Annotated in this window: 18 protein-coding genes; 6 read left to right on the top strand and 12 right to left on the bottom strand. The window is 43.8% G+C overall.

The genetic code is table 11. The annotated features are described in order from the left end of the window. Window positions 1-427 precede the first annotated feature (427 nt). Window positions 428-1,057, bottom strand: coding sequence for a riboflavin synthase subunit alpha (locus tag DN730_RS09675; RefSeq protein ID WP_115467907.1), 630 nt, complete (start codon window positions 1,055-1,057; stop codon window positions 428-430). A gap of 204 nt (window positions 1,058-1,261) precedes the next feature. Here DN730_RS09675 and DN730_RS09670 point away from each other — a divergent pair, with 204 nt between their 5' ends. Then, a complete protein-coding gene (locus tag DN730_RS09670; protein WP_115467906.1) occupies window positions 1,262-2,179 on the top strand; it encodes a TraB/GumN family protein in 918 nt (305 codons plus the stop codon). A gap of 58 nt (window positions 2,180-2,237) precedes the next feature. Here the strand turns inward: DN730_RS09670 and glgC are convergent, their stop codons facing one another. Further along, window positions 2,238-3,491, bottom strand: a complete 1,254-nt coding sequence (gene glgC, locus DN730_RS09665) for a glucose-1-phosphate adenylyltransferase (RefSeq protein ID WP_115467905.1) — start codon at window positions 3,489-3,491, stop codon at window positions 2,238-2,240. Window positions 3,492-3,586: 95 nt separating this feature from the next. Between glgC and glgA the strand changes: the two genes are divergently transcribed. Beyond that, window positions 3,587-5,023, top strand: a complete 1,437-nt coding sequence (glgA, locus tag DN730_RS09660; RefSeq protein WP_115467904.1) for a glycogen synthase GlgA — start codon at window positions 3,587-3,589, stop codon at window positions 5,021-5,023. 54 nt (window positions 5,024-5,077) lie between these two features. On the opposite strand, the gene DN730_RS09655 is transcribed toward glgA, so the two are convergent. Continuing rightward, window positions 5,078-5,893: a substrate-binding periplasmic protein gene (locus DN730_RS09655; RefSeq protein WP_115467903.1), complete on the bottom strand. Its 816-nt coding sequence runs from the start codon at window positions 5,891-5,893 to the stop codon at window positions 5,078-5,080. Window positions 5,894-6,016: 123 nt separating this feature from the next. Next, entirely contained in the window at window positions 6,017-8,359 is a 2,343-nt protein-coding gene (locus tag DN730_RS09650) for a transglycosylase domain-containing protein (protein WP_245957935.1), read from the bottom strand. An 88-nt stretch (window positions 8,360-8,447) separates the two neighbouring features. Here DN730_RS09650 and DN730_RS09645 point away from each other — a divergent pair, with 88 nt between their 5' ends. Further along, complete coding sequence (locus tag DN730_RS09645; protein ID WP_115467901.1) at window positions 8,448-8,837, top strand: Rieske (2Fe-2S) protein; 390 nt, start codon at window positions 8,448-8,450, stop codon at window positions 8,835-8,837. A 50-nt stretch (window positions 8,838-8,887) separates the two neighbouring features. Next, window positions 8,888-9,337, top strand: coding sequence for a MarR family winged helix-turn-helix transcriptional regulator (locus DN730_RS09640; protein WP_115467900.1), 450 nt, complete (start codon window positions 8,888-8,890; stop codon window positions 9,335-9,337). Window positions 9,338-9,346: 9 nt separating this feature from the next. Here DN730_RS09640 and DN730_RS09635 read toward each other — a convergent pair whose 3' ends face one another. Continuing rightward, window positions 9,347-10,000: an HD domain-containing protein gene (locus DN730_RS09635; protein ID WP_245957934.1), complete on the bottom strand. Its 654-nt coding sequence runs from the start codon at window positions 9,998-10,000 to the stop codon at window positions 9,347-9,349. A gap of 318 nt (window positions 10,001-10,318) precedes the next feature. Between DN730_RS09635 and DN730_RS09630 the strand changes: the two genes are divergently transcribed. Then, window positions 10,319-12,517, top strand: a complete 2,199-nt coding sequence (locus tag DN730_RS09630) for a bifunctional diguanylate cyclase/phosphodiesterase (RefSeq protein WP_115467899.1) — start codon at window positions 10,319-10,321, stop codon at window positions 12,515-12,517. A gap of 105 nt (window positions 12,518-12,622) precedes the next feature. Here DN730_RS09630 and DN730_RS09625 read toward each other — a convergent pair whose 3' ends face one another. From DN730_RS09625 to ectA, 5 genes are all read right to left on the bottom strand, one after another. Further along, window positions 12,623-14,065, bottom strand: a complete 1,443-nt coding sequence (locus DN730_RS09625) for an aspartate kinase (RefSeq protein WP_115467898.1) — start codon at window positions 14,063-14,065, stop codon at window positions 12,623-12,625. Window positions 14,066-14,171: 106 nt separating this feature from the next. Further along, window positions 14,172-15,101, bottom strand: a complete 930-nt coding sequence (thpD, locus tag DN730_RS09620; RefSeq protein WP_115467897.1) for an ectoine hydroxylase — start codon at window positions 15,099-15,101, stop codon at window positions 14,172-14,174. Window positions 15,102-15,130: 29 nt separating this feature from the next. Then, window positions 15,131-15,520 carry an ectoine synthase gene (locus DN730_RS09615; RefSeq protein WP_115467896.1) on the bottom strand — a complete coding sequence of 130 codons (390 nt, stop codon included), beginning with the start codon at window positions 15,518-15,520 and terminating at the stop codon, window positions 15,131-15,133. A gap of 87 nt (window positions 15,521-15,607) precedes the next feature. Then, window positions 15,608-16,918 carry a diaminobutyrate--2-oxoglutarate transaminase gene (gene ectB / locus DN730_RS09610; RefSeq protein WP_115467895.1) on the bottom strand — a complete coding sequence of 437 codons (1,311 nt, stop codon included), beginning with the start codon at window positions 16,916-16,918 and terminating at the stop codon, window positions 15,608-15,610. Window positions 16,919-16,981: 63 nt separating this feature from the next. Further along, window positions 16,982-17,485, bottom strand: coding sequence for a diaminobutyrate acetyltransferase (ectA, locus tag DN730_RS09605; protein WP_115467894.1), 504 nt, complete (start codon window positions 17,483-17,485; stop codon window positions 16,982-16,984). A 510-nt stretch (window positions 17,486-17,995) separates the two neighbouring features. On the opposite strand from ectA, the gene DN730_RS09600 reads away from it, so the two are divergent. Continuing rightward, window positions 17,996-19,345 (top strand): sodium-dependent transporter, encoded by a 1,350-nt coding sequence (locus DN730_RS09600; protein ID WP_115467893.1) that lies wholly within the window; start codon window positions 17,996-17,998, stop codon window positions 19,343-19,345. Between the two features lie 73 nt (window positions 19,346-19,418). Here DN730_RS09600 and DN730_RS09595 read toward each other — a convergent pair whose 3' ends face one another. Next, window positions 19,419-19,658 (bottom strand): DUF2061 domain-containing protein, encoded by a 240-nt coding sequence (locus tag DN730_RS09595; RefSeq protein WP_115467892.1) that lies wholly within the window; start codon window positions 19,656-19,658, stop codon window positions 19,419-19,421. Window positions 19,659-19,752: 94 nt separating this feature from the next. Then, the gene (locus DN730_RS09590) at window positions 19,753-20,619 is read right to left on the bottom strand and encodes a MerR family transcriptional regulator (RefSeq protein ID WP_115467891.1); all 867 of its coding nucleotides are present in this window, start codon (window positions 20,617-20,619) and stop codon (window positions 19,753-19,755) included.

Below are 20,619 nucleotides of genomic sequence, written 5' to 3'. Positions count from 1 at the left end.
ACATAAAATCCATGTACTCAACTATGTACTTAAATGCGATGATAACCAATGAAATGCTATGCGACAAACAAAACAGAAAGAAAGACTTAAAGCCACGTAATTAAAGGGCTTAGAGGATATTAGAAAGGGAGTGAAAAGAGGTGAAATATGGCTGATTATAGATGTGGGCGATAATACTGAAATTTCGGATGTGCTTTAAATTATTTGACACTTTACACTCACACTTAAAAAGCGATTCTCATAAGAGTACCTGTTGATAAGTCAACTAAGTTGGCATCAGGGTATGCCCAAAAAACAGCTCTCAGCTGTAATCTGGAAATAAATGACTTATAAACAGGTTCTCGGGGATAAATATGGCGCGCATTCTACCGAATATCCATCCTAGACTCCATTGCTTTCACTAGAATCGCGCTATTACTTACCAGCCTTAGGGTAAAACAATTCCACGCTGTTTTAGAACGCGCTCAACCGTATCAACGGTTGCCTGGGTATGTGCATCAATTTCAAGGTTAACTTGCGCACCGACTTCCAGTAGACCAAATGTTGTTAGTCGTAATGTTTCAGGAATGAGTGAAACCTCAATCCAGTCATCTCCAATCGCGCTAATCGTTAAGCTAGCGCCATTTAAACCGACGTATCCTTTATCAAATAGGTAACGGCGCGCATTAATAGCATCATTCGCTACAGTAAATCGGATATGGAAGCTCTCATCAATTTGCTCTATTTTACTAATTGTAACGGTTGTCATTATGTGCCCAGACATGACATGACCACCCACTTCATCTCCCATTTTCGCAGCACGTTCGAAATTGACTATTGAACCTTCCACCAATAAACCAATGTTGGTCAATTGTAATGTCGTATCGATTACATCGAAGGTAAGCGACTCAGCATCCATCTCTGCCACTGTTAAACAAACACCATTGATTGCAACACTTGCGCCTAGCTGTTGATCATGCATAACTCCCTGAGGAAATCGCACGCGCAAACGTCTATTCCGTCCTTGAGGTTGACAGGATTCAATTTCCGCCATACCTTGAACAATACCAGTGAACATAAAATAGAACCTCTCTTACGATATTTTGTGTTGTGGTTGTCCAAATACTAGGCAACCATGAAACGACTGAAGATTTTATATACTATACCGACTCAAGCCTTCTATGACACGGCTTAGAGGAAGTTATTACGGCATCTCTACAAGGGTTATCCACAAGCGACGGGGATAATACTCTATCGTTTTTGTTTAGCTGAGCTTCTATAAATGCGTCTTCTAATCTCTCTTTTCAAGCAGATCACTGTACTCTTTGTTGTCTTCGCATCAGTAAGAGGCCTGTCAGCGCCTTATCAACCTTTTATGTGGCAAGTTCAGCATCAGCGAGCCACAGTGTATCTAGTGGGTTCTATTCACGCGTTAACAGAAGACTATTATCCATTACCAGCCGCTTATTACTCCGCCTTCTCCGAATCAGACCGAATAGCGGTAGAACTTGATCCAACCTCATTTGATCCATATACCTCAAAACGCCTGGTACAACAGCATATGTGGTTACCGGAAGGCATCACACTCGCGCAGTATCTATCAGATGAGCAGCTTACATTACTGCAATCAATCGCCTCAAAAGAAGGCTTTGATTACCAACAGATGTTGAGGCTACGTCCATGGATGCTGATTGATACGCTAACACAATTCCAGCTTACCCAAAGTCGGTACAAAACAGAGCTTGGTTTAGATCTTCACTTTATACAGCGAGCCAAACAACAAAATAAGCCAATACTAGAATTAGAGAGCTTGGCAGAGCAAATTAACGCGATGGCGGGCGCACCCTTCAACGCACAACTAGCCATGCTCGAAAGCAGTCTAGATCAACTGGAAGACTTGGACTACATGCATCAAATGGTTGAATATTGGCGAACAGCTCAACCCGACAAGTTATATCATTTTGTATACAAAGATGTGGAACGCCAACCCGAATTGCAACCCATGCTAGAACTACTACTTGATCGACGTAATCGTCATATGGCCGACATCATTAACCTATATCTTACACAAGCCCCGCTTAAGCCTCTAACGACGTTTGTGATAGTAGGCGCCCTGCACTTAAGTGGCCCCAACAGCATACTCGTTGAACTCAAACAAAAGGGGTTTTCCCCGCACCCTATGTTTACACCGCCACCTTAAACGAAAAAAGCCTCTCACGCATGAGAGGCTTCTATTGCTTTACTATTGATATCTAAGCTTATTCTTCTAGCTGGTCAATCATTTCCTGCGTTACCAGTACAATCCCATCAGAATTACGGTAAAAGCGCTTAGCATCTAACTCTGGATCTTCACCGATAACGGTGTGAGCAGGGATTTTCGTATCCGAATCCACGACAACATTTGTCAACTGACAGTGACGACCAATATCACAGCGCGGTAAAACGACCGATTTTTTAACATATGAATATGAGTTTACGCGGACATTATTAAATAATATTGATTGTTCAACCGTAGAACCGGAGACAATACAGCCTGCAGAAACAACCGAATTCAATGCCGTACCAATACGCTCTTCATAGTTGTAATTAAACTTAGCGGCAGGTCGTTGGTAATGTGTAGTACGTATTGGCCATGACTCATCGTACAAATCCAATTCTGGAACCAACTTGGTCAGGTCCATATTTGATTCCCAATAAGCCGTTAACGTACCAACATCCCTCCAATAAGGCTGGTCAGGATAGCTTTCATTAGGAATACTACTTTTACTGAAATGATGCGCTTTTATACGAGCGTTGCCTACAAATAGTGGTATTAGATCTTTACCAAAGTCATGACTTGAATCGTCATCCGCGGAGTCATTCCTCAGTTTGTCGCGTAAGAACTGAGTATTAAAAATATATATCCCCATACTCGCAAGTGACACCTCTGGCTTACCAGGCATCGTTGGGGGGGCACTTGGCTTTTCTTCAAACGCAATAATATTGTCTTCTTCATCAACATGCATGATGCCAAATTGATCGGCCTCTTTTATCGGCACCTCAATGCAGGCAACAGTGACGTCTGCGCCATTTTCAATATGTTCTTGAAGCATAACACTGTAGTCTTGGCGATATACATGATCACCTGCCAAAATCAAAATATACTCACTGTTGAGCTCATTGATCATTTTAAGATTTTGATAGACAGCGTCCGCCGTACCGCGATACCACTCTTCACCCGTTTGCTGTTGAGCAGGCCACAATTCAATAAACTCATTGAAATCTGACCTCAAAAAATTCCAGCCTCGCTGCACATGCTGATTCAATGTATGGGAGCGATACTGTGTTAGAACAGCTATTTTTCTCATCCCTGAATTAATACAGTTGGACAGCGGAAAATCGATTATCTTATATTTGCCAGCGATAGGGACCGCGGGCTTTGAACGATGATCAGTAAGTTGCTTAAGTCGAGAACCTCTGCCTCCCGCTAGAATTAGCGAAAGGGTATTCATACGCGCGGCATTTAAATCCATATCTAACCCTTACTTTTTATCCAAGCCTAACACTAAAATAGGCGTATATTAGGTATACTCTGGTCATATTAGTAAATCAACATGAAAAGGGAATTATGAAAGTCCTCTTCGCTGCATCCGAAATACATCCTCTTATTAAAACTGGCGGGCTTGCAGATGTTGCTGGCTCACTTCCGATTGCCCTACGCAATAAAGGTATTGATGTAAAACTCATCATGCCTGCCTATACTGGCATGGTCGATAAAGTAGGCGCAATTACTAACACAACCAACTTAGGTGACCCTTTTGGGGTCGGTGATCTGATACTACTAGAAACCTCCTTACCAAATTCTGATATTCCCATGTATCTGGTCCAATGCAAAAGTTTATTTGAACGTGACGCTGGCCCCTATTTGGATAGCTACGGATATGACTACAATGACAACCATATTCGCTTTGCGGCATTCTCTTGGGTCTGCGCTTTTATCACTCAATACGGACGCATACTCAACTGGCAACCCGATTTGCTTCATCTAAATGATTGGCAAACTGGTCTTGCCGCGGCGTATTTAGCTGCTTGGAAGTTAAAACACCCTCCAATTGTCACGACGGTTCACAACCTTCGCTACAATGGTAGTTTCCCAATAGAACGCTACGGCGACGTCCGCTTACCCAACGATTTACTATCATTACACGGAATGGAGTTCTATGGACAATTCTCTGCCTTAAAAGCTGGCTTGGTTTTTGTTGACGCCATTACCACTGTGAGTCCTACCTATGCCAAAGAAATATTAACACCAGATTACGGTGATGGTTTAGATGGCACATTGACCGCTCTCAGTCATCGGTTATCAGGCATTTTAAATGGTGTTGATTACAATGAATGGTCACCTGAGAAAGACCCCCATATAGAATGTTCATACGATATACATTCATTGGATAAAAAGCTTGCCAATAAGCGCTCTCTTCAACGGGAAAACAACCTCCCAGAAAAAGACGACGTACCCGTTTATGGCATCGTTAGCCGCCTAACAGAGCAAAAAGGCTTAGACTTAGTTCCCGCGGCGATGGAGACCGCTCTCAAACAAGGTGCCATGCTTATTCTTCTAGGCTCCGGTGACAAAACTCTAGAAGAGCAGTACTTAGCACTTCAAAAACGCTTCCCAGAACAAGTTGCTATCAAAATAGGTTATGATGAAGCCTATGCACATCGTCTCCAAGCTGGGGTCGATATCCTTCTAATACCCTCACGATTTGAACCGTGCGGCCTAACTCAACTCTACGCATTGAAATACGGTACATTACCGTTAGTGCGTCGTACTGGGGGCCTTGCCGACACGGTATTTGAGACAGGAGAGGACGCTAATGGATTTGTCTTTGACAAAGCCAATATCGAAGACTTCTCGGCAGCGATAGAACGCTCACTTCACGTCTTTAAAAACCTTGGTCAGTGGCGGGACCTACAGCATCGCGCTATGAGTAAAGATCACAGCTGGGAAAGTGTTACAGAGCAATGGATCACACTTTACAGAAAGCTTTTAGAGAATAAATAATAAAAAAGAGCGCAGTATGCGCTCTTTTTTCTTGCTTCAACGCTTCAGGCAACCTTATTGAGAACTTCTTTTCCAACCATCCAAGCCGTAAAATAGAGAATCTTGCGCTGTACCTGCATTAACTAACTCTCTCAAACCATCCGCAATACGCTGCTTTACTTCTGGAGAATTACAGTCAGAGAATTTTGATATCGCTAAAAACAGCCCTTCACTGCTAATTGAAGGCGTCATAGCCATGACTTGATCTGCGATGCCTAAGCGTTCAGCGTACGCTTCACCAGGAGCAAGTTCGTATAGAACGTAATCTGCTCTACCGTTAACCAACATCTCAAATGCCTGTTTCAAGCTGGCAACAGTCAATAAGTTGAGGTTAGTTTTAGCAAAGTCATCAAATCGTTGGCCAAAGCTGTTATTTATTACCGTTACCCCCCAGCGTCCAATCAAATCCTCTCGGTAATGATAGTCAAACCGACTCTCTTTTGATTGCCAAACCACACTCTTAGTAAACATTATAGCAGGGGAAAAATATTCCATGTAATCGGCTCGCTCAGAGGTGTAGAACGCACCCGCCATTAAGTCCACTCGCCCGCTACGCACTTCTTGCTGAGAACGAGACCAAGGACCAACATATTTTGTCACAATGGGAATGTCTATTTTGTCGCTTAAGCGCTCCAACAAATGGGAAACGGCACCGTCCAAAGCATGCCCAGTATCGGCACGCCATAAGAAAGGTGGATACTCAGCATTGCCCGTCGCAGTTAGGGAGTTGCACGAGGCCGATGCAGGAGCGGCCGCTGCCGAAAAAGAGCTGAGGCCCAACATAAACCAAACTAGAATTAAGGCATTTATTTTTTGGACGATGGCTGACATATACTTCACTTACGCCGTAAAAAGCGAGATGGCAAATCACTTAAATTAAGTAACAATCAAGTTAACAGAAAACCATATATATCAGTAAATTACAAACACTCCTGCGCCAAATTTGGATAGAGATCAAAAAGGCCAAAGACAAGAGGTTGAAGACCGTGGCTCCGTCCCGCGGATAAACGGCAATTCTATTTTATCGTCGCATCGCTCCGCTGCTAATTCAAACGTATCGTTTGCCACAGTAAAGTATCGAGCTCCTGTCGGTAATGCTCGTGGCAATGAGCCCTGAGGAAGCTGTTTAGCAAAATTAATCCATACACGCTGCGCTCCAGAACTACCTGTAATGCTCATCGGGACATTCTCATCTTTCCCTAGCCAAACAGTTGATGAATATTCATCTGTAATCGCTACAAACCAGCTATCGCGCTGATCATTCGTGGTTCCTGTTTTTGCCGCAAATCGCAAGCTGGGAAAGACCGCTTGCGATGCTTTCGCCGTGCCGATTTGTGGTACTTTTGTCATACCAGCCAATGTGACCGCCAATGACGCATCCGTAAACGGTACATCTGTTTTACGGTCGAATCGCTTTAAGATTTTTCCACTTTGATCCATGACAGAAAGCACGACTCCTAATTCACTGCTTGCACCAGTCGATGCAATGGGCTGATACAGACGAGCCACCTCAAATGGTGAGAGCTCAATAGAACCTAAAGCAACAGATGGGTACATTGTAAATGGACGCTTGACCCCTAACTGACGCAAAGTATCCCCCACCCGGTCAAACCCTAACTGATTTGCTAAATCAATAGTCGCTAAGTTATAGGACTTTGCAAGAGCCAAATAAAGGGGAACAGTACCATGAGAAGTACGACCATAGTTTTGAGGCTCCCACAGCGTATTGCCGACCTTAAATTGTTTTGGCTCGTCCTGTACACGGTCCCACCATGAATATCGACCAGAGGCTATTGCCGCCAAATATATAGACGGCTTTACCAATGAGCCAATTGGGCGAACCGCTGCAAGGGAACGATTGAAGCCACTGTAATAGTCGTCCGACGAACCAACTATTGCTCGCACTTGTCCAGTGCGGCGATCCGTGACGACCATAGCGCCCTGTAATCCTTTTAAACTGCTGTCTTGGTGCTCTAATTGAGCAACCTGAGCATGCATGACGTCTATTGCCGCCTTTTGTGCTCTGACATCTAGCCCGGTATAGATTCGCAAGTTTTCCGTTGCCAGCTCAGCCGAACTAAAATCTTTTTCCAGCTGCATCGCGACTAAATCTAAATAATCGCCAAAAATCGTTTTACGTTTGGTTTTGCTCGCTAGACGGATAGGTTGTTTCTTTAATACAGCGACACTTTGACTGGACAATCTACCCTGTTGATAAAGCAGGTCTAAAACCACATTACGCCTTTGCTTCGAGCGTTCCGGATTACGCCGCGGATTATACAGAGACGGCCCTTTAACCATCCCCACCAACAGTGCTTGCTCATCAATATTGAGCTCATTCAATGGCCGTGCAAAAAAGAATTGGCTCGCTGCAGCAAAACCGTGCAAAGCACTGTTACCTTCTTGGGCCAAATACACCTCGTTTACATAAGCCGTTAGTATCGCCTCCTTGCTGTAATGGCGCTCTAATAACAACGCCATTATCACTTCCGTTAATTTTCGGGTGTAGGTACGCTCAGAGGTCAAATACATATTTTTGATCAACTGCTGAGTCAACGTTGACCCACCCTGACGACGAGCCCCCGAGGTCATGTTCACCATTGCGGCACGTGCTATCCCTGTAAAAGAAATGCCGATATGATCAAAAAAATCTCTATCTTCTGTGGCAATCAGAATATTGATAAGACTTTCGGGGATTTGCTCATAAGAAAGAATATCTCGGCTTTCCGTATTACCACTGTAGAGATAACCAATTTTTTGAGGTTCTAATACCGCTGTTTCATATCGCTCGCCATTCAGGCCTGAAATTCGCAATAATCCATTCTCAAACGAGAAAATCCGCCTTGATTGTGGATGGTAGCCATCATGATCTGTGAACGGACGCAGGTGAGCGCTAACCTTTGAAGCACTCCGCGCTGCCCAACCAACGTTTTGACTATTCCGTCCAAACCGATACCCTACATCTTCCAATAATGACTCTAAGTCTTCCTTGCGCCACGGTGAACCATCACGCAGAACTGTTGGTGCACTGTACACTTCAGCGGGCACTTGCCATTTTTGCCCCTCAAAGCGCGCAACAACTTGGCTATCTAACCACCAAACCCATAAAGCAAAAGGAATACTGGCAACAACCCCAAGCAGCACAAGCCACTTCAATAAAAAGCGTAACCAAGGCAACCGCTTCCCTTTAGGCTTTTTCTTAGGTCGTTGCTTACCACGACTTTGAGGGGCTTTAGCTGTGCGTTTTTTGGAGGCTTGGGGGGATTGTTTTTTCATGGCAGCAAGTATAAATCTCACTTAACGTCCGAGCAATCAAGCAACTGCTTGATACCGCTATCTTTTCGGACTTGATACACTTACATAACACTTCCAATAGGGTCGTACAATGCAAACACGCCTCATAAAGGATCTAGAGACCATAAAAAAAATCAACGCTCTAGTAGACAACGAGGGAATAGTTCTAACTCTGAACGATGCTTTAGACATCATAGTGATAAAGAACACGAATACTCTCTATGCATATCGCAACCTTTGCCCGCATTTAAATAAGCCACTAACAAATGAAGAAAAAGCCCCACTTGATGAAAGCCAAACGCTTCTTGAATGTGCGCATCATGGCGCACAGTTTCTGTTACATAATGGACAGTGCGTCAGTGGTCCGTGCCTTACCTCCCATCTTGAGCCCATTGCGTTGGCTTGGACTGGCCAGCACTATACGCTACATTTGAGCGATGCCGTATTCGTAAATAACCGACATCAAAACACAAACACCTGATATGATAAAACTGATGATAAAATAACCAGCTGTTAAATGCAGGCTTTAATATGTTTGAAAATGAAACCCAAATACAAAGCGCCCTAATCCGCATCCTCAATGGTTTAAAACAATCGATGCGTATTACCATGGAAAAGCATGGCGTAGAGCTGTCTCCGCTATACTTTTTGGTCATGAAATGCATACATGAACACAAACAATGCACGGCCAACACGCTAGCGGAGACGTTAGAGCGTGATAAGGGTCAAATCACTCGGCTGATCAAAGAGCTTGAAACACAAAACCTCATTGTTAGACACCCCAATCAAAGCGACAAGCGTAGCTTTTTTATCAAGCTGTCCAGCTCAGGATATAAGTGCTATCAAACCTTAGCCCAATGCGATCTCACCGCGCTCAAAGCAATGACTTCGGGGTTTAATGATGACGAACTGAAACAATTCATCAGTATGGCATGTACAATGTCCAAAAATCTAAAAGGTTTCAATGAACGCAACTTTTAGAGCCTCTCATTAAGGATCAATTTCGGACGCCAATTGATTTAAAAATGCACGCATAAATTGAGTTCTACGAGTCGCCTCTTGTTGGCCTGCTCGTGTATGAAATGTCCCCTCTAGACACAGAAGCTTCTGGTAAAAATGATCTAACGTATATACATCGTCTTGCAAAGGTCGCTCATTACCAAAGGGATCATCCACTTCATACAAAAAACGCTCTAGCTGTCCCCCCACCATTAAGCATCTCGAAACACCAATCGCGCCGAGCGCGTCAAGCCGATCAGCATCTTGTACCACCTGCGCCTCAAGGGTTTTAGGGGAAACATTTGCACTAAAGCTATGCGCCACAATTGCGTGTTTTACCGCCTCTCGATCACGATCGTCGTAACCAAGTTCAGATAGAAATGCATCCGCTTCGGTTGCAGAGTAATGCGAAGCAAGATGTCGTTCGGCATGGTTTTTAGGCAAATTAACGATATCGTGCAACCAAGCTGCAGGCACAATAACGAATGGGTTTGCTCGCTCAATGTTCGCAAGACGCTTCGCCATAGCAACAACTCGCTGAAGGTGCGCCAAGTCATGAGCACCATCTTGAGCCATTTTGCTTTGAGCAAACGCTTCACATTCTCGCTCTATGAACTCGATAGAATTTCGATTCCGTACACTCACCCAAACTATCCCACTTATACACTAAAAGACCCATATCATATCAGCCCATACCCAATCGGTTGAAACTATAGAGATGCATGGCGGTAGGTATCAACGAGATCTGGTAACACATAGTGCGAGTTTTTAATACTAACTTTTCTAATTGTGAGAAATCACACAATAAACATTTGTTATTTGGAGCCACTTTAGCTACTAATATCCGTAAATTCTAGTAAGATAGTTTTCGACGTCTAATTAGCATCCCAACGCTAACTTAGATAAAGCTTACGGAAATTAGCGCTTTTTATAACTATGTCTCGCTGATTGGAGTTCCATTGGATGTACATACGACTGCCCGAAGACATTCGCGGTTTCACGATACCCGCTTTCGCATTCGTCTTTGTCGTTCTGATCGGCACCTATGTAAACAACCTCTCAAATAATAACTTCATACAAAGTCAAAAAATTCTCTTAAGTGGCACAGCTCGATCACAAGCCTCAGATTTAGAACGTAGCTTATCTCTAGCTTTCACCTCGACTCAAATCCTCGCACACCAAATCGAAGTTGAAAAAGGTGATACATCTCACTTTCAGAGCTACGCGAAAAATATAATGGAGTCTATTGGCGGGATAAAAAATATTCAGTTAGCTCCTAATGGGGTCATTGAAAACATCTACCCTTTAGCGGGCAATGAGAATGCAATTGGTCTCAATATACTTCAACACCCCAAATACCGCGAAGCCGCGCGGCTGGCAATAACGGAACGACGCATGATTGCTGTAGGACCTGTCGGGCTTGTTCAGGGAGGGACTGCCGTTATCGGTCGCACACCAATTTTCGTCAGCGATAACACAGATAGCCAAACATTTTGGGGCTTTGCATCCGCGCTTATCATGCTAGACGATTTACTCAAAGATACAGGGATATTTGAACTAGAAAATGACGGTTACAGTATTATGCTCGAGCGCCATAATGATACAACCGATCAGGCAACCACGTTTTACAAATCAAAGACAGAACTTGACCCAATTACTTCTGTTTATTCGGAAATAACACTCCCAACTGGCTCCTGGAAACTGGGACTATCGATTGATATCCAAAAACCATTAATGATTCGCTCTGTGCTCATCCTCTTCATCACATTTGCCATTGCCGTATTAGTTTCGTTATCCATCTATCTAATGTCGATTAGACCTAAACAACTGCAACAAGAAGTTGAAAAGAAGACTAGAGAATTAAAAGACCTCGCCTATAACGACCCACTAACTGGCTTACCTAATCGCCGTTATCTGAACAACACAATGCCCAATAAATTGAAGTCTGTGATTGAAAACAACCAACACGGTGCCTTCATCTACTTTGACTTGGATAACTTTAAATCCATCAATGACTCTATAGGGCACGATATAGGGGACATCGTTTTACAAAAGGTTGCAGAACGACTAAGTCAAAACTGCCGTATTGGAGACCAGGTTATTCGACTCGGTGGTGATGAATTTGCAATCATTATCTACGACGCCACAATCGAGGATATTAAGACAACCACCAAAGCAATACTGGTCAACACACAAAAGATACTACGTGTTGACCATCGGGAATTTAAACTTAGCACGTCCCTTGGAATTACTCTGTTTCCAGAACATAGCCAGAATATTCTCGAACTAATGCGCTTTGCTGATGTTGCATTGTATGAAGCAAAACGTCGAGGCAAAAATCAATTCGTAATATTCGACAGAGACATGCAGACCAAGCTTATAGAGCACCAACAAGAAGAGCTCGCACTCGCTAGGGCCATAAAAGAACATCAGCTAGAACTTCATTACCAACCACAGTTTGATTTAAGCAGTTCCAAAGTTATCAGCGCTGAAACGCTAGTACGCTGGATACACCCTGAAAAAGGACTTATTTTACCCGACCTTTTTATACCGATGGCGGAACAATCGGGACAAATACTTGAACTCGGTAATTATGTAATTCGTGAGAGTTTTGAATATTTGAAGCGGCGTAATGACCAGGGATTGCCACCTATTACATTGCATATCAACTTATCGTCACTTCAATTAAGCGATCTAAACCTTGTGCCATACGTTACTGAACTCATTAACACTTATCAGATACCTGGCCACTACATTGGCTTTGAAATTACGGAGACAACCCTATTAACGGATCTACAGCATGCAAAGGCCACGCTAAATAAACTCAAGGCACTTGGTATAAGTATCGCGATTGATGACTTCGGTACCGGATTTTCTTCGCTAGGCCAACTCAAAAACCTTCCCGTTGATCTAATCAAAATTGACCGTAGTTTCGTACAAGACCTAGAAAATGACCTTGACGACAAAATGATCGTGGAGGCAATAATCGCTATGGCCCACAAACTCAATACTAAAGTGATTGCTGAGGGCATCGAAACTGCTGAGCAACTTGAAATGCTCAAGGCGTTTCATTGTGATTTGGGGCAAGGCTATCTTATCAGTCGACCGATACCTGAAAAGCAATTTAATGCCTTTAGTAACGATATCAGGACTGTTGTTTAGGCATAAAAAAGCCCCAAACACTTTACCAACAGATACCTACGCGTGCATCTGTTGGCCTCGTATGTTTGAGGCTCTTCTACGAGAGATCAAAAGACCTCTGGCAGCTTAGGACGCTAGACAGATAGCACGACCGTGATCGTGAACCTCGACTAGCTCTTTATGAAGGCTTCGGATCGCCACTTCATAATCGTCTTCATCAACAACAAATTGCATATCAACTTGACGCATTGATTGGTGCATCGCAATAACATTAATATTTTGCTCAGAAATTGCTTTCACCGCTTTCGCGAGCATCCCTGTTGTTTTCATATCAGAGCCTATCGCCGATACAACTGCCACTTTACGTTGTGCAATTTCCGCTTCAGGAAACTCCTCGCGCAACACTCGCATCACTCGCTTCATCGTCTTAAGGTTGACCGCCAAGTAGTGCGTGATGCTATTTGCATTGATATCTTTCGCAATGATATGAGCACCAAGCTGGTTAAGAACCTTAAGAATTCCCATATCAAACGAGTCGATTTCACCCGCCATTTCTTGATCAAACAGCTCAACCGCGTAAACACCACGACTGCCCGCGATGATCTCTACACAAGGTTCATCGGACACATAGTCACCCGTAATTAGCGTTCCACTATGCTCAGGTTCAAACGTATTCTTTACACGTAACGCGATGCCACTTTGACGTAAACCTTTCGCCGCTTTAGGGTGAATAGCTTCCATCCCTAAATTCGCTAATTGATCCGCCACATCGTAGTTGGTTCGACCAATAGGCACAGCTTTGTCTTCTCCGACCAATCGCGGATCGGCACTGCTTAAATGGAATTCTTTATGGATGATGGCTTCTCGCGCTTGAGTAAGCACCGCAATACGGCTGAACGTCATTTCGGAGTAGCCACGATCAAAGGTCGTCATCAAGCCGGTTTCACTGTGGGCATACCCTGTCGCAATAGGCAACTGCTTGCTTAGATCTATGTCTTTAAACGCTTCAACAACGCGCTCATCTAAAGACATATGACTGTTGCTTTTCCACCCAGTCAGATCTACAAACACGGCATTAACCCCATCGCGTTTTAGAAGATGTGCCATATTCCATGCGCTATGCGCTTCACCTAGGCTTGCTAACATCTCGCGGACGGTCGCTAAATGTTCGCTGATAGCAAAGTGTCCATGAGAGCAAAGGCGGCTCAGATCTTCTAAAGCTTCTTTCGCTTCATCAAGACGCTCGCTAAGGAAATCATTAGCGTCTTTTAACAATTCGCTTTCGCCAAATAAATCGCGATTGATCTGCAACATGCTGGTACGCACATCTTCAAACGCTTCGCCCCATGCATCTTGGTTACGATCTTGAGCGAAGTGAGCGTAAATACCTGCGTCACCTGTTTTCTTGGCTTCTAAAAGTTTATCTGTCATACCACCGTATGCAGAAACCACAAAAATACGCTGGTACAAGTCCTCTGTACCGGCTGGTTTAAAAATAATATTATCTCGAACCGAACGGTAGTCACTCATTGACGTGCCACCGATCTTATCAACTGTATGTAGTCCCATGTTGTACCCGAAATGCTGTAGGGTTAGAGAACCTCAACCAAGTGTGAGCGCCGGCGCGTAGTTTGTCATAAGGCCGCTCAAATATTAAGCATGAATTACATAAAACTTACTTAAATAAGGCGCTTTTTAAAGGGCGTATAGATTGTCGAGCTCCAATATATTCTGGTCTTGGAGGCTGATGCCCAAAAGGTTGAGTCACTTTGTTACTCAGTGCGTTATATACGAAAAATAGATTAGAGCGCGGTATTGGGGTGATGTTGCTATTCGATCCATGCATCGTATTACAATCAAAAAGCACAATACGGCCAATGGGACCCGTTGCAGTAACGATTCCCCCCTGTTCAATCAGCTCACTCATCGACGCCTTGTCAGGTACGCCAAACTCCTGCTTTTTAAGAGACAATACGTGGTGATTTTTTGGCGTCTCACCCACGCACGAGACATAAGTTTTGTGAGAGCCTGGTACGAGCATCAAGGGACCATTCGTGTCATCGTTATCAGTCAATGTAATTGACATACTCAACGCTCGCATTCGTGGCATACCATCTTCCGTATGCCACGTTTCAAAGTCAGAGTGCCAGTAAAACTCTTTGCCCCCGAACCCTGGTTTATAATTTAGGCGACTTTGATGAACATAGACCCTGTCACCTAAAATATATTCTGCAACAGCAACTAACCGAGGATCTTCCGCTATACGCCCAAACAATTCATTCAGTTGATGGACAGCAAAAACCGAACGAACTTCCTTGCTAGACCTCTCGGTTACTGTTTCCTCGCGTGACTTTATGTCTTGGTCGTCTCGCATTGATTGCATTTCAGCAACCATAGAAGACAGTTCTGACTCACTAAAAATATCATCTAAAAATAGAAAGCCATTCTTTTCGTATTCCGCAATTTGCGCCTCACTAAGAGGCGCATTATCGATCTCATTAGAGTATATAACCGGATCGTGGCGACGGATGAGCATTGGCTCTGAGAACGTTCTAGATGGATAATCATCTTGTTCGAACTTAGGCTGATACTGTGGCGCTGCCATGGTGGTCGTTTCCTCCTTACTGCATGATATTAATCGACGAGTTCGTATGCACCTTCTTTGTTGTGTACTTCCTTACCTGTTACAGGCGGATTGAATACACATGCAAGTTTCAACTCTTTAAACGCACGCAACGTATGGCGGTCGTGTAAGTTCAGGTTATATAAAGTACCTGGCTTGATAGGGTACACCTTACCATCTTCACGGCTTTCAATTTCACCCTCACCTTCCATACAAAACACTGATTCAAAATGGTTTTGATAGTGAAATTGACACTCTTCACCAGCAAAAATGGTAGTGATATGAAACGAGTAACCCATTTCATCACCTTTAAGCAACATACGAACACTTTGCCATTTTCCATCAGGTGATACGACCCGACGTTCTGTTTTTTCGCATTCATCTAGATTACGAACAATCATGTTTGCTCTCCTTAAAAATAGAAATCCAATAAAAAGTGGGAAATACAAGAGAGCGCACCGTTGGAGCACTCTCTTAGAAAACGTTAATTAGCTAGCAATGTCGTAATTTTCATCAAAGTAGCTGCGTTCCTCTGGCATTTCGTCTGTTTTTGCACATACTTCGCGGATAGAACGCTCTACGATATCTAGGCCATGCTTAAGATCTTCGTCAGAAATAATCAGCGGACATAGAAACTTAACGACTTGATCATCTGCACCAGATGTTTCGATCATGAGGTTCTGTTTAAAACAAGCCTTCGTGATTTGGTTAGCGAGATCGCCACTCACACAGTTAATACCGCGCATCATGCCACGACCACGAACACTAAAGTTACCTTCGCCCAATTCATCAGTAATGGCATTCAAGCGATCTTCAATATATTGACCTTTGCGACGAACTTCTTTAGCGAATGAGTCGTCTTTCCAATACGTTTCTATCGCAGCTTTTGCCGTCACGAACGCTAGGTTGTTACCACGGAACGTCCCGTTGTGTTCACCCGGTTTCCACTCATCAAGCTCTGGGCGGAACAATACAATCGCAAAAGGTAAACCATAACCTGAAATAGATTTAGACATGGTTACAATATCTGGCTTAATACCCGCTGGCTCAAAACTAAAGAATGTTCCTGTTCGACCACAACCTGCTTGGATATCATCGACAATCATCAATACGTCATGCTTCTTACAAACCGCATCAAGATTTTTCAGCCAGTCCATGCTCGCAGCGTTGATACCACCTTCGCCTTGTACTGTTTCAACCAGTACCGCTGCTGGATGATCAATACCACTCGACGAATCTGAAAGTACCTTGTCTAAGTATTCCGTTGTCTCAATATCATCACCCAAATAGCCATCAAACGGTACGCGACTTACCCCGCCTAATGTCGTGCCAGCAACACCACGATGATGAGAATTACCCGTTGCAGCCAAAGCACCCAAGCTACAACCATGAAAGCCGTTGGTAAATGTAATAATGTTCTCACGACCAGTCACGTTACGTGCTAGTTTCATCGCGGCTTCGACAGCATTGGTACCTGTTGGGCCAGTGAACTGCATAACATACTCTAGGTCACGAGGCTCCAAGATATATTGCTTGAACGTCTCAAGAAATTCGCCCTTTGCTTTCGTGTGCAGGTCTAAACCATGTGTGATGCCATCTTCCATGATGTAGTCAACAAGCTTTTGTTTCAAAATCGGGTTGTTATGACCGTAGTTAAGCGTTCCTGCGCCTGCTAGAAAATCGAGATATTTAGTACCGTCCTCGTCAAATAGATGACAACCTTGAGCCTTGTTAAATACGCGTGGAAACGAACGTGCATACGATTGAACTTCCGATTCGATTTCTTCAAAAATTTTCATAACTAATCCTCTAATAAAAAATTAATAATTCTTCTGACGTTTAAAGCTGACAATCGGCAAGCGCTAATCGGTCAAGCTAAATGGCCCAATACGAACAAGATGCTCGGTGCCATGACGCCCTTTAAAGTGCTTCTCTCTATCAAACGCTACTGAATCTTCCAGCGGCGCATTTAACTGTTTTGCTAGACTTCTAAATAATGCCCATGACGCTTGGTTGTCTGGCGTAATCGTCGTTTCGATATACTTCACTGACTTCATATCTGGCCTAGACAGTACGTGAGTCAGCATTTTTTTAGCTAAACCGTACCCTCTAGCCTCTGCATCCACTGCCACCTGCCATACAAACCACGTCGCTTCTTGGCGCTTAGGGATGAGGTAACCTGACACAAAACCAACCAATCTATTCGCCTTTTCAGCGGCCGCAGCGGTGTCAGCGAAATGGCTGCAATGCAGCAAATTACAATATGATGAATTTGGATCGAGCGGAGCACAGCGTTCCACCAAATCAAACAAATCCATACCATCTTCGACCGTTGGCTTTCTCAATAAGATATCGCTGTTGTCCATAATCAACCCATTACATCTCTAATTGTCTTTCGAAAGCATCGCTTTCGCCTAAAACTTCAAAAAGTTCGTTTTTAGACCTATTAAATTATCCAAAAACGACATTATGTATTTCTAATCGAACTGCTTTGATGTCTAAATAGTTTACAGATCTAAATAATTAGATCAACTTTTATTTTCAACTCTAAATATTTCAACTGTATTAATATCAACTCAAACGACATATGTTTCGCTAGGTTGCATATTTTCTGACCATTTCGACAGAATTTAGCTTGAAAAAAGCGGGCAAAGTTTGCAAAATCGCCCGCCAAACCAGATCGTTGGTCGATAATCGTTTTTATAAAGCGTAGCGGTCACAAAACATCCGCCACGCTTTCTGAGAGCATTTATTCCATTAACAAACAAGCATGTAGCCTGACCGTCATCAAAAAAACGGGGCTGCGACACGGCGTACCATATGCCATTGGTAAATGTTTAACGCTGCGAAACGCTTGATTAGAATAAGAGACTTTTATGCAAGAAAAGAAATCCATCCACGGCTCTTGGGCAAGCCGCTGGATCTTTATTTTGGCCGCTACCGGCTCCGCCGTTGGGCTTGGTAATATTTGGAAATTTCCTTACATCACAGGTGAAAATGGCGGCGGTGCATTCGTACTTGTCTATCTCGTCTGTATAGCGCTCGTCGGCATTCCTATCATGATGGCTGAGATTTTCGTTGGTCGGCGCGCGCGCCAAAGCCCCGTTAATGCCATGGCCGAACTTGCACAAGAATCAGGCCACACCAAAAAATGGGGACTGGTAGGATTGATGGGGATGTTGACTGGCGTGTTAATCCTATCGTTCTACTCCATTGTTGCAGGTTGGGTATTGCAATACATCACCTCGACAGCAACCGGCGCTTTAAACAGCATTACTTCCGATGAAGCAGGTGCCTTGTTCAGTGCCCTGCTAGCAGATCCAGGTACACTTTTGTTCTGGCATTCTGTCTTTATCGTGATGGTTGTTATAGTCGTTTCAGCAGGAGTTAATGCGGGGTTAGAACGCGCAACTCGCATCATGATGCCTGCTTTGTTCGTCTTACTGTTAGTGTTACTTGGCTACGCAATGAGCACAGATGGCTTTGAGGCTGGCTGGCACTTTATGTTTGACTTTGACGTGAGCAAACTATCTTGGGATGCTGTGTTAGTTGCCCTAGGACATTCATTCTTTACCCTATCATTGGGTATGGGAACCATCATGGCCTATGGTTCTTACATGCCCAAACGTGCCTCAATCGGTTCAACAGTGTTAACCATTGGATTCTTAGACACGATTGTTGCTTTGATAGCGGGCTTAGCTATTTTCCCAATCATTTTCTCCAATGGAATGGATCCCGCTGCGGGCCCAGGACTAATGTTCATCTCTTTACCCGTTGCATTTGGCCAAATGGCAGCAGGTCAATTCTTCGGCTTCTTGTTCTTTGTCTTGATCGGAGTCGCCGCTTGGACATCCGCCATTTCACTATTGGAACCAACTGTGGCGTACCTCGTTGAGAAGTTTGAAGTTAGCCGAACAAAAGCGACGATCGGTATGGGCATCGTTGTTTGGGCATTAGGCATTTTGTGCCTTGGTTCATTCAACTTCATGTCAGACGTTACATTCTTTGGCAAGAACACATTTGACGCGTTAGATTATCTGACAGCGAATATCATGTTACCACTAGGCGGCATCTTCATTTCTATTTTTGCGGCTTGGGTCGTGAAACAGAAATTTGCTTCTGACGAGATCAACTTAAGCTCTGAGACGCTATTCTCGGTATGGCGCTTTATCCTGAAGTTTATTGCTCCCGTTGCAGTATCCATTGTGTTTATATTGAACCTTTAATGGCTCTTTAATACTCAGCAAAAAGCCCCTTACTCGGAAAAGAGTAAGGGGCTTTTTTGTAGCGAAAAAAACATCAAGATTTTAAAGCGTAGCTTTCAAAAGTAGATCGCAGCGATCCACTTAGATGCATCTTCGTGTCCTCGTTAGCCTTGAGTCTATCCCAGATCCGTTCATGAAAATAGAACGCAACTGTGTTTACTGCAGGCTCCACCAGCGCAATAACACCGCCAACAATAAAATTTCCTGTAATACTGTAAGTCACTGAAAAAGCGACGCTGAAATGCACAATAGCGAAAGTAATAGTTTTGATCATAAATGGCCTGCGATATGAATGTTTATACAGTCATATTAACCAGGCATCATAAATCAATATAATTAATTATAACTCATAGATTAATAGCAAATTACTAAGCAATAGATTGGAGATAATCGGCAACACTAGAATAGACATTCAGTGGATTTTGATTAGCCAAATCTCGACCACGCAGCCAGAGGCCACTTCCGATCCAAATCCTCTTATCCGACAAATCTTGATCACTTAATAGCCATTGCTTCGCTTCGTTTTCAGTGTAACGCTCAGCGACGATGATAGTCTGGCTTGCACCCAAGCGTTGCTCCAATAAACTTAACTCTTGTCGACTGGACACACCTTCGACCAAGACGAAATGTTCTTGCCGCTCCGTCAACTCCCAAGCAATGAGCTTTGCCATGAGTGGACTGCCGTCGCAACTCACCAACAACCTTACTTCTCCTGACACCTTAGCAACGTGCCTAGGAGCAAGCTTTAACACCGTAATCAACTCTGCCAATGAACTTTGGAAATAGCACTTCTCAGCGACATCGTCTTTTAATGCCGCTAGGACCGGTAGCAAGCCATTTTGCACCATCACACCAAAAGGATACTGCTTAATCGTTTCCTGCAGCAATTTTTCCCACTTAGTTTGAGAGAGCTTTCGAATCGCTGTAATGCATTCGGACTGCCATTCGCGCCACGTGTTCTCTACCGACTCCGAATCCACCGACTCCAATTGCTGATCCAGCAAGGCTCTCACTTTACTTACTGAAACTCCCTGATTGATCCAATACAGTATTTTCTCTACTCGCAACACATCGCTCTTTGTATATAAACGATGCCCCTTTTCGGTTCGCAATGGCTTAAGCAACCCATAGCGTCTTTCCCACGCTCGCAATGTAACGGAATTGACCCCCGTGCGTAGCGACAACTCCCTTATAGGAAATCGCTCCGAAAGAGTTTCTGATGCTGAATTGATCAT

Origin of the sequence: Marinomonas piezotolerans (genome assembly GCF_003362755.1) — a bacterium.
Taxonomy (GTDB): domain Bacteria; phylum Pseudomonadota; class Gammaproteobacteria; order Pseudomonadales; family Marinomonadaceae; genus Marinomonas; species Marinomonas piezotolerans.
The sequence above is the reverse complement of the archived record's forward strand: the minus strand, read 5'-3'. Positions and strand labels throughout refer to the sequence as shown.

What these genes read in the sequence shown, in the direction of transcription:
- DN730_RS09640 (WP_115467900.1), top strand. Translation starts at nt 8,888, where the DNA reads ATGTTTGAAAATGAAACCCAAATACAAAGCGCCCTAATCCGCATCCTC.
- DN730_RS09645 (WP_115467901.1), top strand. Translation starts at nt 8,448, where the DNA reads ATGCAAACACGCCTCATAAAGGATCTAGAGACCATAAAAAAAATCAAC.
- DN730_RS09600 (WP_115467893.1), top strand. Translation starts at nt 17,996, where the DNA reads ATGCAAGAAAAGAAATCCATCCACGGCTCTTGGGCAAGCCGCTGGATC.
- ectB (WP_115467895.1), bottom strand. Translation starts at nt 16,918, where the DNA reads ATGAAAATTTTTGAAGAAATCGAATCGGAAGTTCAATCGTATGCACGT.
- DN730_RS09655 (WP_115467903.1), bottom strand. Translation starts at nt 5,893, where the DNA reads ATGTCAGCCATCGTCCAAAAAATAAATGCCTTAATTCTAGTTTGGTTT.
- DN730_RS09630 (WP_115467899.1), top strand. Translation starts at nt 10,319, where the DNA reads ATGTACATACGACTGCCCGAAGACATTCGCGGTTTCACGATACCCGCT.
- DN730_RS09590 (WP_115467891.1), bottom strand. Translation starts at nt 20,619, where the DNA reads ATGATCAATTCAGCATCAGAAACTCTTTCGGAGCGATTTCCTATAAGG.
- DN730_RS09615 (WP_115467896.1), bottom strand. Translation starts at nt 15,520, where the DNA reads ATGATTGTTCGTAATCTAGATGAATGCGAAAAAACAGAACGTCGGGTC.
- DN730_RS09595 (WP_115467892.1), bottom strand. Translation starts at nt 19,658, where the DNA reads ATGATCAAAACTATTACTTTCGCTATTGTGCATTTCAGCGTCGCTTTT.
- DN730_RS09670 (WP_115467906.1), top strand. Translation starts at nt 1,262, where the DNA reads ATGCGTCTTCTAATCTCTCTTTTCAAGCAGATCACTGTACTCTTTGTT.
- DN730_RS09625 (WP_115467898.1), bottom strand. Translation starts at nt 14,065, where the DNA reads ATGGGACTACATACAGTTGATAAGATCGGTGGCACGTCAATGAGTGAC.
- glgA (WP_115467904.1), top strand. Translation starts at nt 3,587, where the DNA reads ATGAAAGTCCTCTTCGCTGCATCCGAAATACATCCTCTTATTAAAACT.
- glgC (WP_115467905.1), bottom strand. Translation starts at nt 3,491, where the DNA reads ATGGATTTAAATGCCGCGCGTATGAATACCCTTTCGCTAATTCTAGCG.
- DN730_RS09675 (WP_115467907.1), bottom strand. Translation starts at nt 1,057, where the DNA reads ATGTTCACTGGTATTGTTCAAGGTATGGCGGAAATTGAATCCTGTCAA.
- thpD (WP_115467897.1), bottom strand. Translation starts at nt 15,101, where the DNA reads ATGGCAGCGCCACAGTATCAGCCTAAGTTCGAACAAGATGATTATCCA.
- ectA (WP_115467894.1), bottom strand. Translation starts at nt 17,485, where the DNA reads ATGGACAACAGCGATATCTTATTGAGAAAGCCAACGGTCGAAGATGGT.